This window comes from Allokutzneria sp. NRRL B-24872, assembly GCF_002155965.1.
Classification (GTDB): Bacteria; Actinomycetota; Actinomycetes; order Mycobacteriales; family Pseudonocardiaceae; genus Allokutzneria.
The window spans coordinates 1-13,373 of sequence record NZ_MUMH01000146.1 but is presented as its reverse complement, the minus strand read 5'-3'; the positions used below and the strand labels follow the sequence as shown (position 1 = coordinate 13,373).

14 protein-coding genes are annotated in these 13,373 nt (G+C 70.0%); 3 read left to right on the top strand and 11 right to left on the bottom strand.

Annotated elements, in window-relative coordinates:
* The 11 genes from CCN37_RS31495 to CCN37_RS31445 form a co-directional block, all read right to left on the bottom strand.
* The coding region (locus tag CCN37_RS31495; protein ID WP_246843428.1) for a hypothetical protein at nucleotides 1–659 on the bottom strand (659 nt) is incomplete at its 3' end.
* 91 nt (nucleotides 660–750) lie between these two features.
* Nucleotides 751–1,362, bottom strand: coding sequence for a cyclase (locus tag CCN37_RS31490; RefSeq protein WP_246843427.1), 612 nt, complete (start codon nucleotides 1,360–1,362; stop codon nucleotides 751–753).
* Nucleotides 1,363–1,602: 240 nt separating this feature from the next.
* A complete protein-coding gene (locus tag CCN37_RS31485; protein ID WP_086827882.1) occupies nucleotides 1,603–2,334 on the bottom strand; it encodes a sirohydrochlorin chelatase in 732 nt (243 codons plus the stop codon).
* Nucleotides 2,331–3,203 (bottom strand): ABC transporter permease, encoded by an 873-nt coding sequence (locus CCN37_RS31480; protein ID WP_086827880.1) that lies wholly within the window; start codon nucleotides 3,201–3,203, stop codon nucleotides 2,331–2,333. The genes CCN37_RS31485 and CCN37_RS31480 overlap by 4 nt, the downstream gene beginning before the upstream one ends.
* Nucleotides 3,190–3,951 carry an ABC transporter ATP-binding protein gene (locus CCN37_RS31475; RefSeq protein WP_086827878.1) on the bottom strand — a complete coding sequence of 254 codons (762 nt, stop codon included), beginning with the start codon at nucleotides 3,949–3,951 and terminating at the stop codon, nucleotides 3,190–3,192. Before CCN37_RS31475 ends, CCN37_RS31480 begins: the two co-directional genes overlap by 14 nt.
* Nucleotides 3,952–3,958: 7 nt before the next feature.
* Nucleotides 3,959–5,032: an ABC transporter substrate-binding protein gene (locus CCN37_RS31470; protein ID WP_246843426.1), complete on the bottom strand. Its 1,074-nt coding sequence runs from the start codon at nucleotides 5,030–5,032 to the stop codon at nucleotides 3,959–3,961.
* Nucleotides 5,033–5,051: 19 nt separating this feature from the next.
* On the bottom strand, nucleotides 5,052–6,362 hold the full coding sequence (locus tag CCN37_RS31465; RefSeq protein ID WP_086827874.1) for a sulfate adenylyltransferase subunit 1: 1,311 nt from the start codon (nucleotides 6,360–6,362) through the stop codon (nucleotides 5,052–5,054).
* On the bottom strand, nucleotides 6,362–7,306 hold the full coding sequence (gene cysD / locus CCN37_RS31460) for a sulfate adenylyltransferase subunit CysD (protein ID WP_086827872.1): 945 nt from the start codon (nucleotides 7,304–7,306) through the stop codon (nucleotides 6,362–6,364). Before cysD ends, CCN37_RS31465 begins: the two co-directional genes overlap by 1 nt.
* Nucleotides 7,299–7,982: a phosphoadenylyl-sulfate reductase gene (locus CCN37_RS31455; RefSeq protein ID WP_086827870.1), complete on the bottom strand. Its 684-nt coding sequence runs from the start codon at nucleotides 7,980–7,982 to the stop codon at nucleotides 7,299–7,301. Before CCN37_RS31455 ends, cysD begins: the two co-directional genes overlap by 8 nt.
* A complete protein-coding gene (locus CCN37_RS41740; RefSeq protein WP_086827869.1) occupies nucleotides 7,979–8,140 on the bottom strand; it encodes an Insertion element protein in 162 nt (53 codons plus the stop codon). The genes CCN37_RS31455 and CCN37_RS41740 overlap by 4 nt, the downstream gene beginning before the upstream one ends.
* Nucleotides 8,137–9,822, bottom strand: coding sequence for a nitrite/sulfite reductase (locus tag CCN37_RS31445; RefSeq protein WP_086827867.1), 1,686 nt, complete (start codon nucleotides 9,820–9,822; stop codon nucleotides 8,137–8,139). Before CCN37_RS31445 ends, CCN37_RS41740 begins: the two co-directional genes overlap by 4 nt.
* A gap of 269 nt (nucleotides 9,823–10,091) precedes the next feature.
* On the opposite strand from CCN37_RS31445, the gene hemW reads away from it, so the two are divergent.
* The 3 genes from hemW to CCN37_RS31430 form a co-directional block, all read left to right on the top strand.
* Nucleotides 10,092–11,306, top strand: a complete 1,215-nt coding sequence (gene hemW, locus CCN37_RS31440; RefSeq protein WP_086827865.1) for a radical SAM family heme chaperone HemW — start codon at nucleotides 10,092–10,094, stop codon at nucleotides 11,304–11,306.
* 227 nt (nucleotides 11,307–11,533) lie between these two features.
* Nucleotides 11,534–12,556, top strand: coding sequence for a heat-inducible transcriptional repressor HrcA (gene hrcA, locus CCN37_RS31435; RefSeq protein WP_086827863.1), 1,023 nt, complete (start codon nucleotides 11,534–11,536; stop codon nucleotides 12,554–12,556).
* Nucleotides 12,557–12,622: 66 nt separating this feature from the next.
* The coding region (locus CCN37_RS31430; protein WP_168200947.1) for a DnaJ domain-containing protein at nucleotides 12,623–13,373 on the top strand (751 nt) is incomplete at its 3' end.

Genomic DNA, 13,373 nt, shown 5'->3' with positions numbered 1-13,373 from the left:
CAGGTGGTGGTGAGGGCGGGGTTGGGGTCGGGGTAGCAGGCGGTCGGGGCGTCGATGGCGCCGATGATCGTCTGCGCGGTGGCGACGAAGTTCAGGCCGGGGTCGGTGAACGAGGTGCCGCCGAGCTTGGACTCGATGGTCCCGGAGCCGCCCGCCTTCAGGTTCACGGTCATCGTGGGCAGTTCGAAGTCCGCGCCGCCCGCGAGCGTGCCGGACAGGCGCAGCACCAGGGTCCCGTTCTCGTGGGTCACGGTCGCCTCGCCGACTCCCGAGCCACCGGAAAGGCTCGACGAGACATACGTTGAGTTCGCCGGAACCGGAACCTTCAGTGCGAAGTTCTTGACCTCTTTGAGCGTGTAGTCGCCGACCTTCGCCGGAACCTTGTTCGGTGCCGGGTCGACGACGACGGTCAGGTCTGCGCCAGCGGCGACCGAAGCTGGGGCGGTCGCGGAGACTTCTTGGTTGAGTGAAGCGGAAACCTTTCCGATAGGCGTGCTCGCCTCGCATTTGTAGACGATGGGAGCGGCCACGGCTGAGGTTGCCAGTGCGAATACAGGGGTGACGGCCATCAAGGCGACGAGAGCGATTCGAGATGCAGGGGACATCTTCTGGCCTCGCTTCTTCAGCATTCCCGGCAACGGCGGCGGGAATGCGAGCATCACACGGGTGCTACCTCCGGGTAACCCGCCGAAGGTCGCGGTTTCGCGTCCGTGCGGGCGCCGGAGCAGGGTCGGCGCCCGCACGGGAGGATCAGACGATCTTCGTCGTGGTCAGCGCGGGGTTCGGGTTCGGGTAGCAGGCGACCTTGGCGTCGATGGGCAGCGGGCCCATCTCGGCGGTGCCGACGAAGGTCAGGCCGGGCTTGTCGAAGCCGGTCCCGCCGAGCTTGCTCTCGATCGTGCCGGAGGCACCGGCCTTGAGCTTCACGGTGATCGTCGGGATCTCGATGGTGGCACCGCCCTTGAGCGGCCCGGCGAGGGTGACGACCATGGTGCCGCCCTCCTGCGTGATCGTCGGCGTGCCCACGCCGGAGCCACCGGAGAGCGCGACCGAGACGAACGTCGAGTTCGCCGGGACCGGGACGCTGAGCTTGAAGTTCTTCACCTCGCGCACCTTCACCCCGTTGATCGCGCCGGGAATGGTGCTCGCGGGCGGGTCGAAGACCAGTTCGAACTCGGCGCCGGCCGCCACCGTCTCCGGGGCCTTGGCCTCCATGGCCTGGGTGACGCTGGCGTTGACCGGGCCGATCGGTGTCTGCGCCTGGCAGGCGAATGTCACTGCGGCAGCGGATGCGGGGGTGGCCAGTGCGAGCACGGGCGCGATCGCCAGTGCTGCGGTCAGAGCGATACGGGCAGAGCGCATCGAAGAAACCTCGCTTTGTGAATGCTGCGCTCCCGGCTTCGGCGGCGGGAGGAAAGCGAGCCTCGCACGAACAATGCTTTCCGGTGATGCGACGAAAGTAGGGTCTCGCCTTCAGTGAATTCTGGTCACCACGAATTCTTCACCAGGGAACGTGCGGTATGAGGCCGAGAAAGGCCGCGATGATCAGCACCGCCGCGACGACCGCGGCGGTCCGGTCGACGCGGTCGATCCGCCACCTGGTCACGCCGACCGCGCGCTGTCCAGCCGGGCGCCGAGCGCGGCGTCGAAGCGGTGCAGGACCAGCTCCGCGACCTCGACGTCGTCCCCGAGCGGCGGAGCCACCACGGCGTCCGGCCCGGCGAGCTCGGCGACGCGGTCGGGCAGCCGTCCCGGCGCGAGGAACCACGACGCCACGGCGATCCGCCGGGCACCACGGGCGCGCAGGCGCTCGATCGCCGCTGGCACGTCGGGCTGGGCCGAGGCCGCGAACGCCGCTTCGACGCCCGCCCACCGCGATCCCCGCTGCCACCGGCGCGCCACCTCGGCGACGGCGGCGTTGGCGGGCGCGTGCGAGGAGCCCGCCGCCGCCAGCACCACGCCCAGCTCCGGATCGGCCGGGTCCACACCCGAGGACAGCAACCGCCGCCACGCCGCCGACTCCAGCCGGGGGTCGGGGCCGAGCACGTCGGCGATCCGCACGTCCAGAAGTGGTTGGCGCGCAACGGCTTCGGCGACCGCGCCGGGAACGTCGACGCGCGCGTGGAACGCGCTGCCCAGCAACAACGGCACGACGACGGCCGAGCGCTCGACACCGCGCAGGACCTCGCCGAGGCGCGGCGCGGACAGGTCGAGGAAGGCCGCGCGCACGTCCTGACCCGGCCGGAGCCGTCGCACGACGTCGAGCAGTTCCGACACCGACGCGGCCGAACGGGGATCGCGACTGCCGTGGGCGACTGCGACCAAAGGGGTCATGACGGAGCTCCGGTGAGGCCGCGGGAACGGAGCACGCGCCGTTCCAGTGGACGGAAGAAGAGCAGTTCCACGCCGATGCCGACGGCGAGGATGAGCAGGATCGCGGTGATCACCGTGGACATGTCGGTGAGCAGCCGCCCCTGCTCCAGCAGCTGGCCGAGGCCGATGCCGAGATCGGGGGAGCGGGCGATGATCTCCGCAGCCATCAGCGAGCGCCAGGAGAACGCCCAGCCCTGCTTGAGCCCGGCCAGGTAGCCGGGGAACGCGGCGGGCAGCAGCACGTGCCGCGCCGACTGGAGCCGCCCGGCGCCGAGCACCGAACCGACCCGCAGCAGCAGTGGCGGCACCTGGTCGATGCCCGCGACCAGGCCGTTGGCGATCGAGGGCACCGCGCCGAGCAGCACCACCGCGTAGATCATCGAATCGTTCAGGCCGAGCCAGAGCACCGCAGCCGGGACCCACGCCACCGACGGCAGGCTCTGCAAACCGCTCAGCAGCGGGCCGATCGCGGCGCGCACGACCCGCACGCGCGCCACGACCAGCCCCAGCGGGGTGCCGATGGCCACCGCAACGAGAAAGCCGAGCACCGCGCGGTGGGTCGAGGTCCACAGCGTCTCAGTGATCTTGCCTTCCCCAGCCAACCGGACGAACTCGCCCGCGACCGCGAGCGGGGACGGCAGCTTCCACTCCGGCCACAGCGCCGCGGCCCACAACGCCTGCCACACGGCGATGATCAGCACCACCGCCACCAGCGGCGGCAGCACGACGGCGGCGAACCGGCGCAGGCCACCGGGTCGCTCCCGCGTCGGGGCCGGGGTGTCGAGCGCGTCGAGGCCCGCCTCCAGCGCCCTGTGGTCAAGCTCTGGCATGACTGGAGATCACTCCCCGCAGCTCGCCGGTGATCTCGTGCGCCAGGTCCTCCCCGCCGTCGCCGACCGTCCACTCGCGGACCACGCGGCCCGGCCTGGACGACAGCAGCACGACGCGCTGCCCGAGCCGCACGGCCTCGCGCACGTCGTGCGTCACGAACAGCACGGAAGTGTTGGTCTGCGCCCAGATCCGCCGAAGCTCGTCCTGGAGCACGTCGCGCGTGATCGCGTCGAGCGCCGCGAACGGCTCGTCCATGAGCAGCAAGGGCGCGCCGGAATCGCTGTCGTCCAACGTCGTCGCGAGCGCGCGCGCCAGTGCGACCCGCTGCCGCATACCGCCGGACAGCTCGTGCGGGCGCTTGCGGGCGGCATCACCGAGGCGCACGAGGTCGAGCAGCTCCGCCGCTCGCGCTTCGCGCTCCACACGGCCGATCCCGCGCAGCTTCAAAGGAAGCTCGACGTTGCGCGCGGCGGTCAGCCACGGCATCAGCGCGGGTTCCTGGAACACCACCGCCGGTCGTCCGCTGTGGACGTCCACGAGGCCGCTGGTCGGCTTGTCCAGCCCGGCGACCAGTGACAGCAACGTGGACTTGCCGCAGCCCGAAGCGCCGAGCAGGCAGACGAACTCGCCGGGTGCGACGTCGAGGTCCACGCCGTCCAGCGCGGCGACGGTGCCGAAGGACTTGCCGACACCGGAAAGCCTCACGACGTGGTCGATTCGAGTGGGCTTGTCGAGGAGAGCGGTCATGGCAGCCTCACTTCTTGTCGAGTCCGGAAGCGTCCACTGCGGCCACACCGGCGGTCTTCAGCGCTTCGTTGAGCGCCGCGACGTCGACAAGGCCCTTGAGGTCGATCTCCTGCTTGGTCACGCCAGCTGTCACAGCGTCCTTGGACAGCTTGGGAAAACGCCCGGCGAGGGGGTCGAACGAGAACTCGATCTGGCTGAAAGCACGATCCAGAACGGCGTCCGCGAGTCCCTTGCCCGCGTACTTCGCCAGGCCCGCGTTGACCACCTTCTTCGCCGCGGCGGGTTCGGCGTTGAGCCACCGCACGGCCGCGACGTGACCGCGCAGCAACGCCTTCACGGTCTCCGGGTGCTTGGCGGCGAACTCGGTCCGCACGATCAGCACGGTGGTGGGGAACTTGCCCTCCGGCCACAGCTGCCGCTCGTCGACGAGCACCTTGGCGCCCGCCTCCAGCACCAGCCGCGAGGCCCACGGCTCCGGCAGCCACCCGCCGTCCAACTGCCCGCTCCGGAACGCGTCGAAGGTCTGCGGGTTGTCGGTGGTCAGCACCTTCACGTCGTTGCCGCCGGTGGTGTCGACCTTCAACCCGTTCTGCGCGAGGTACGCGCGCAGCGCCACGTCCTGCGTCCCGCCGAGCTGTGGGGTCGCGATCGTCTTGCCCCGCAACTGCTCCACGGAGGTGATGCCCGGCTTCACCACGAGCTGCGCGCCACCGGAGGCCGCGCCCGCGATGAGCCGCACGGCCTCGCCCTTGGTCTTGGTGAAGGCGTTGATCGTCGGGTTGGGGCCGACGAACGTGGCGTCCAGCGAGCCCGACAGCAGCGCCTCGATCGCCGAAGGCCCCGCGTTGAACGACTGCGTGCTGAGCTTGGTCGAGCCCAGCTCCTTGGCCACGAAGCCCTTCTCCTGGTCGATGCCGACCAGGGCCGCCGCGTGCGTGACGTTGGGGAAGAAGCCCAGCCGCAACTCGGTGGCGGGTCCGGCGTCGGCGACCGGCTTGTTCTCCGCCGGGCCACCGTCCGCGCGGGTGCACGCGCTGAGCGCCAGTGCGGCGACGAGAGCTATCGCGATGGTGCGGAGCACGTGACCCTCCTGAAAGGGGTTAGGGGCCAGGGGTGAGTTCGGCGAGCTGGAGCGGGGCGCCGCCGTTGAGCGGCAGCGGTGCGCCGACGAGGCCAGCGGCGAGCGTGCCGCCATCGGCCGGGTCGATCACCAGGAACGAGCCCGTCCGGCGGCTCGCCACGTAGTCGTCGACCGGCAGCTGCTCCGACGTGCGGATGACCACGCGGCCGATCTCGTTGAGGGACAAGGACTCTGGACCGTCCACAAGGGACAGGTTCTGCTCGTCGAAGCGCCCGGACAGCTCGGTGACGATCGCCTGCACGGTCCTCGTCCCGTGCTTGACGAGCACCCTCGCGCCCGCGCGCAGCGGCTTCTCGGCCAGCCAGCAGACGGTCGCGTCGAGTTCGTCGACGAGCTTCGGCTGGTCGTCGGCCGCCGCGATCACATCGCCCCGCGAGATGTCGATGTCATCGGCCAGCAGCACGGTGACCGACTGGCCCGCCGTCGCTTCGGCCAGCGGACCGTCCGCGGTGTCCACGCGCTCGATGCGGCTGCGCCTACCGGAAGGCAGCACGACCACCTCGTCGCCCGGCTTCGCGACACCGGCCGCGACCTGCCCGGCGTAGCCCCGGTAGTCGGGGTGCTCGGCGGTGCGCGGGCGGATCACGTACTGCACCGGGAAGCGCAGCGGCACATCGCGCGGATCGGGCGCGACAGGCACGGATTCCAAGTGCTCCAACAGGGTCGGCCCGGTGTACCAGGGCGTCTGCTCGGAGCGGTCGACCACGTTGTCCCCGAGCAGCGCCGAAACCGGCACGATCACCAGCGCGTCGGCGGTGTAGCCCAGTCCGGTGACGTACTCGGTGAACTCCCGCGAGATCGTGTCGAACACGGTCTTGTCGAAGCCGACCAGGTCGATCTTGTTGACCGCCAGCACGAGCCTTGGCACGCCGAGCAGAGCGAGCACGGCGGCGTGTCTGCGGGTCTGCTCCAGCACGCCCTTTCGCGCGTCCACCAACAGGATCGCGAGCTGAGCCGTGGACGCGCCGGTCACCGTGTTGCGCGTGTACTGCACGTGGCCGGGCGTGTCGGCGAGCACGTAGCTGCGGTTCGGCGTGGCGAAGTAGCGGTAGGCCACGTCGATGGTGATGCCCTGCTCGCGCTCCGCCCGCAGCCCGTCCACCAGCAGCGACAAGTCCGGAGTGGACAGTCCTTTGTCCGCGCTCGCGCGGTGCACGGCTTCGAGGGTGTCGGCGAGCACGGACTTCGTGTCGTAGAGCAGCCGTCCGACCAGGGTCGACTTCCCGTCGTCCACGCTGCCCGCGGTGGCAAGCCTCAGCAGGTCACTCATCAGAAGTACCCCTCACGCTTGCGGTCCTCCATCGCGGCCTCGGACAGCCGGTCGTCGGCCCGGGTGGCTCCGCGCTCGGTGAGCCTGCTCGCGGTCACCTCGGCGATCACGTCGTCCACAGTGGACGCTTCGGACTGGACGGCGCCCGTGCACGAGCCGTCGCCGACGGTGCGGTAGCGCACGGTCATCTCGGTGACCGGCTCGTTCTCGCGCGGCCCGCCCCACGGCCCGGAGGTGAGCCACATCCCGTCGCGCTGGTAAACCTCGCGCTGGTGGGCGAAGTAGATCGACGGCAGCTCGATGCCCTCGCGGTCGATGTAGCGCCACACGTCCAGCTCGGTCCAGTTGGACAGCGGGAACACGCGAACGTGCTCGCCGGGACGGTGGCGGCCGTTGTAGAGGCTCCACAGCTCCGGGCGCTGACGGCGCGGGTCCCACTGGCCGAAGGCGTTGCGCAGGCTGAAGATCCGCTCCTTGGCGCGCGCCCGTTCCTCGTCCCGCCGACCGCCGCCGAACACCGCGTCGAACTTGCCCTCGGTGATCGAGTCAAGCAGCGGCACGGTCTGCAACGGGTTGCGCGTGCCGTCCGGGCGCTCGGTGAGGCGGCCGTCGTCGATCCAGTCCTGGACCTTCGCCACCACCAGCCGCGCGCCGAGCTTGTCCACGAGGTCGTCACGGAACTGAATGACCTCGTCGAAGTTGTGCCCGGTGTCCACGTGCAGCAACGGGAACGGGATCGGCGCTGGCCAGAACGCCTTGTACGCCAAGTGCACGAGCAGCGTGGAGTCCTTGCCGCCGGAGAAAAGGATCACCGGCCGGTCGAACTCGCCCGCCACCTCGCGGAAGATGTGGATGGCCTCCGCCTCAAGCGCGGCCAGCGTGAGATCTGCTTGCAGGATCGAACCAGTGTCACTGCCTGGGACGTCGATGTTGCTCTTACCCATGCAAACCACACTCCGTCTTGGCCTGGCCCGCCCAGCGCCCGCTGCGCGGATCGGCGCCGGGCAACGGCTTCGCGGTGCACGGCGCGCACCCGATGGACGGATAACCCTCCTGCACCAAGGGGTTCTCCAGGATTCCGTGATCGGCGATGTAGTGGTTGAACTCCTCGTCCGTCCACGCCGCGATCGGGTTGATCTTCACGAGGCCGTTGCGGTCGTCCCACTGCACGATCGGTGTGTTCGCGCGCGTCGGCGCGTCCACCCGGCGCACTCCGGTCACCCACGCGTCGTAGCGCGCCAGAGTCCTTTGCAGCGGAACGACCTTCCTCAGCGCGCAGCACTTGCCGGGATCGCGGGCGAAGAGGTTCTTGCCGTGCTCCGCGTCCTGCTCCGCCACGCTCTGCTCTGCCTGCGCGGCAACGATGTTCACGTCATAGACCGTCTCGACCGCGTCACGCGTGCCGATCGTCTCCGCGAAGTGGTAGCCGGTCTCCAGGAACAGCACGTCCACGTTCGGCTTCACCTTGGTGGCGAGGTCGATCAGCACGGCGTCCTGCATGTTCGAGGCGACGATCCACCGGTCCCCGAAGGTCCGCGCCGCCCACGCCAACGCCTCGCCGGCAGTGGCCTCGGAGAGTTCCACCGATGCCTGCTCAGCCAGCTCACGCGTGGTCGTCATCTGCTCACCTCCGCGGTCGTGGACGACAGCCCGACGTACTTCACGGCGAACACGCGACGGCACCCACCGCACAACCAAGCCCCGTGCGGCTCCGGCTCGGGGCGCAGATCCTCATCTCCGCAATACGGGCAGTAGAAAGCCGCTGCGCGCTCGCTCACTGGAGATCAGCCTCCTCAGCGCGAGTGACCCACTGCGCGAACCGCTCGCCCTCGGAGCGCTGCTTCACGAAGTTGCGCACGACGCGCTCCACGAAGTCGCCCAGCTCTGCCGAAGTCACCTTGTGCCCGCGCAGTTTCCGTCCGAAACCGGAGTCCAGGCCGAGCCCGCCGCCGAGGTGCACCTGGAAGCCCTCGACCTGCTTGCCCTCGGCGTTGGTGACGATCTGCCCCTTGAGGCCGATGTCGGCCACCTGGATGCGCGCGCAGGAGTTGGGGCAGCCGTTGATGTGGATGCTCACCGGAGTGTCCAAGGTGGACTGAACGTCGGCGAGCCGTTCTTCAAGTGTGTCCACAAGGGACAGTGCGCGGGCCTTGGTCTCCACGATCGCGAGCTTGCAGAACTCGATCCCGGTGCACGCCATGGTGGAGCGCCGCCACGGCGAGGGGTTCGGCTGCAACCCGAGCTTGCTCAGGTCCTCCGACAGCCCAGGAACGTCGTGCTCCGCGATGTCGAGCACGACGACCTTCTGCTGTGGCGTGAAAGCGATCCGCCGCGATCCGGCGCGCTCGGCAGCCTTCGCCAACGAGACCAGGACCGAGCCGGAGACCCGCCCGGCGACCGGCGCGGCGCCGACGTAGAACTTGCCGTCCTTCTGCTTGTGCACGCCGACGTGGTCGATCGGCACCGCCAGCCGCTCCGGCGCGGGGCCGTCGAGCATGGGGCGCTTGAGGTACTCGGTCTCCATGACCTCGCGGAACTTCTCCACGCCCCAGTCCTTGACCAGGAACTTGATCCGCGCGCGGTGCCGCAACCTGCGGTAGCCGTAGTCGCGGAAGACGCTGATCAGCGCCTCCCACACGTCCGGGACCTCCTCCAACGGAATCCACACGCCCAGCCGCTGCGCGATCATCGGGTTCGTCGAGAGCCCGCCGCCCACCCAGAGGTCGAAGCCCGGCCCGTGCTCGGGGTGCTCGACCCCGACGAAGGACACGTCGTTGACCTCGTGCGCGATGTCCTGCAAGCCGGAGATCGCCGACTTGAACTTGCGCGGGAGGTTCGAGTACGCCGGGTCCCCGATGTAGCGCCGCACGATCTCGGCGATCGCGGGAGTGCCGTCGATGACCTCGTCAGCGGAGATCCCCGCCACCGGCGAGCCCAGCACGACGCGCGGGCTGTCACCGCAGGCCTCGGTGGTGCTCAGGCCGACCGCCTCCAGCTTCTGCCAGATCGCCGGCACGTCCTCGATGCGAATCCAGTGGTACTGGATGTTCTGCCGGTCGGTGATGTCGGCCGTGTCGCGCGCGTAGGTCTGCGAGATCTCCCCGACGACGCGCAGCTGCTCCGTGGTCAGCGCGCCGCCGTCGATGCGCACGCGGAGCATGAAGTACTCGTCGTCCAGCTCCTCCGGCTCCAGCACCGCGGTCCGTCCGCCGTCGATCCCCGGCTTGCGCTGCGTGTACAGCCCGAACCAGCGAAAACGTCCTCGGAGGTCGCCCGGGTCGATCGAGTCGAATCCGCCGTGCGCGTAGATGTTCTCGATGCGCGCGCGGACGTTGAGCGGGTTGTCGTCCTTCTTGGAGCGCTCGTTGGGGTTCAGCGGTTCGCGGTAGCCGAGCGCCCATTGCCCCTCGCCCCGGCGCTGCTGGGGGCGCCGGGTTGGTGTGGTGGTGGGGGGGACCATTCCGTCCTACCTCCGGGGTCTGGAGCGCGGGTGCGCGCAGGCAGAGCCCGTGGAGACGGGTGGGAACCTCAGCCGACGCGACCGGCGCCGGCTGGATGAAGACAGACTGCGGCGCGGATCAGATTCCGCGCCGACACAGGGAACTGGCCACGCGCAACTGATCCACGTGGCGTCGAGCCACGAGCGGCAGGCCATCCGAGGTCATGCCTCGACGATGCCACGGGTCCACGGCGTGGTCTACCACCATCCGCATGCTGAGACACTGGGGCATGCCCTCTGCTCTTCCTACTGGCGATCCGGCCCCGTCAAGCGGGGAATTGCCGCCTTCCGCGCTGGAGGGCCTCGGTACCCGTCCGTTCGGCGTGTACGTCCACGTGCCGTTCTGCGCCGCGCGCTGCGGTTACTGCGACTTCAACACCTACACGCCCGGCGAGCTCGGTTCGTCGGCGTCGCCCGAGTCGTGGCTGGAGGGCTTCAAGCGCGAACTCGCGCTGGCCGCTTCCGTTCTCGGCTCCGCTCCGCCCGTCGAGACGGTTTTCATCGGCGGCGGAACGCCTTCGCTGCTCGGTGTCCCGGGCCTCACCGAGGTTCTGGAAGGCATCCGGTCGACCTTCGGCCTCGCGCCCGGAGCGGAGGTCACCACGGAGTCCAACCCCGAGTCGACCTCGCCGGAGTTCTTCGCCGGACTGCGCGAAGCGGGCTACAACCGCATCTCGCTGGGCATGCAGTCCGCCGCCAGTCACGTGCTGAAGATCTTGGACCGCAAGCACACCGCGGGCCGTGCCGTCGCCGCCGCGCGTGAAGCTCGCTCCGTCGGCATCGAGCACGTGAACCTCGACCTCATCTACGGCACGCCCGGTGAGACCGACTCCGACCTCAAGGCGTCCCTCGAAGCCGTGCTGTCCGCCGGTGTCGACCACGTGTCCGCCTACGCGCTCATCGTGGAGGAGGGCACCGCGCTCGCCCGTCGCATAGCGCGCGGCGATCTCCCGGCTCCCGACGACGACGTGCTCGCCGACCGCTACGAGATGATCGACGACATGCTCGGCGGCGCGGGCATGCGGTGGTACGAGGTGTCCAACTGGGCGCTGCCCGGCATCGGCGCGGAGTGCCGCCACAACCTCGGCTACTGGCTCGGCGGCGACTGGTGGGGCTTCGGCCCCGGCGCGCACAGCCACGTCGGCGGAGTCCGCTGGTGGAACGTCAAGCACCCCGCGCGCTACGCCACCGTCCTCGCTTCAGGTTCCTCCCCGGCTGCGGGCCGCGAAACCCTCACCCCCGCCGAGGCCCTGTCGGAGCGCGTCCTCCTGGAGATCCGCCTCGCCCAAGGCATGCCCCTCGCCGACCTCCCCTCACCCGCTGAGGCCTCCCGCGCAGCCGCCGACGGCCTCCTCTCCCCGGAATCCTTGGCCGCGGGCCACTGCGTCCTCACCCCCCAAGGCCGCCTCCTCGCCGACGCCGTGGTCCACCGCCTCCTCACGTGACCCACCTCAACGACCCATTCATGTGGTTGAACGTGCTGAACGAGTCATTCACCACGTTCAACCACCTGAATGACTCATTCAGCACGCTGAACGGACTGAATGAGTCATTCAGGTGCTCAGTCGGCGCTGACGAGGTTGAGACCGTGCGGGGGTGGTCTCCGCGTCCGCATAGAATTGACGTTCATACGGCCGAGTGGCTGCCGAACGTGTTCCGGAGGTGACGTGCAGTGAACGCGGACGAGCGGCGTTTGCAGGTTCTTCGCGCCATCGTCGCGGACTACGTGTCGACACACGAGCCCGTCGGCTCGAAGGCCCTGGTCGACCGGCACAACCTCGGCGTCTCCAGCGCCACGGTGCGCAACGACATGGCGGCGCTGGAGGAGGAGGGCTACATCGCCCAGCCGCACACCAGCGCGGGGCGGGTGCCCACCGACAAGGGCTACCGGCTGTTCGTCGACCGGCTGCACGAGGTCAAGCCGCTGTCCTCGGCCGAGCGCAGGGCCATCCAGCACTTCCTGGAGGGCACGCTGGACCTGGACGAGGTGATGCGCCGCAGCGTGCGGCTGCTCGCCCAGCTGACCAGGCAGGTCGCGGTCGTGCAGTACCCGACGCTGACGCGCTCCACCGTGCGGCACGTCGAGGTCGTCCCGATCACGCCGGCGCGGCTGATGCTGGTGCTGATCACCGACACCGGCCGCGTCGACCAGCGCGTGGTCGAACTCGGCGACGTGACCACCGAGGACGCCACCGGCCGCATCCGCGCCGTGCTGAACTCCACGATGGTCGGCCGCAGGCTCACCGAGGCCTCCGCGCTGGTCGCCGAACTGCCCGACGAGGCGCCGCCGGAGCTGCGCGACGCCATGCTGCGCGTCTGCACGGTGCTGATCGAGTCGCTGGTGGAGCACCCCGAGGAGCGGCTGGTGCTCGGTGGCACCGCCAACCTCACCCGCAACGTCACCGACTTCCCCGGCTCCCTGCGCGGGGTGATGGAGGCGCTCGAAGAGCAGGTCGTCGTCCTGAAACTGCTCGCGGCCTCGCGCGACCCGTCGACGGTGACCGTGCGGATCGGCGAGGAGAACGAGGCCGAGGACCTGCGCAGCACCTCGGTGGTGTCCATCGGCTACGGCTCCCCGGGCATGATCTTCGGCGGCATGGGGGTCGTCGGGCCGACGAGGATGGACTACGCGGGAACCATGGCGTCGGTGCGAGCCGTTGCCGCATACGTGGGAGAGATCCTGGCCGGTCGTTGACCGGCTGGACGGAATGACCGAACTGGCCGTGACGCGCACGCGCGTGCCGCGGCGGGAGGATTCGCAGTGGCAAGGGACTACTACGGCACGCTCGGAGTGAGCCGCGACGCAACGCCCGAGCAGCTCAAGCGCGCCTACCGCAAGCTCGCCCGCGAGCTGCACCCCGACGTCAACCCAGAGCCGGAGGCCCAGGAGCGCTTCCGCGAGGTCAGCGCCGTCTACGAGGTGCTCTCCGACCCGGAGAAGCGCAAGCTCGTCGACCTCGGCGCCGACCCGCTCGACCCCTCGGCGGGCATGCGCGGCGCCGGCGGCGGCATGGGCGGCGACCCCTTCGGCGGCTTCGGTCTCGGCGACATCATGGACGCCTTCTTCGGCGGCGGGGGCGGCGGCGGGCGCGGCCCGCGCAGCCGGGTCCAGCCCGGTTCGGACGCGCTCATCCGCGTCGAACTGACGCTCGAGGAGTGCAACAGCGGCGTCACCCGCGAGATCAGCGTGGAGACCGCCGTCCTGTGCACCAGCTGCTCCGGCTCCGGCTGCGCGGGCGACTCCCGCCCGACCACCTGCGACACCTGCTCCGGGCGCGGCGAGGTCCAGTCCGTGCAGCGCTCCTTCCTCGGCCAGGTCGTCACCGCCCGCCCCTGCCCCACCTGCCGCGGCTTCGGCGAGGTCATCCCCGACCCCTGCCAGAAGTGCGGTGGCGAGGGCCGGGTCCGCGCGCGGCGCACCATCAGCGCGAAGATCCCCCCGGGCGTCGCAGACGGCATGCGCGTGCGCCTGGCCAGCCAGGGCGAGGTCGCCCCCGGCGGCGGTCCCGCCG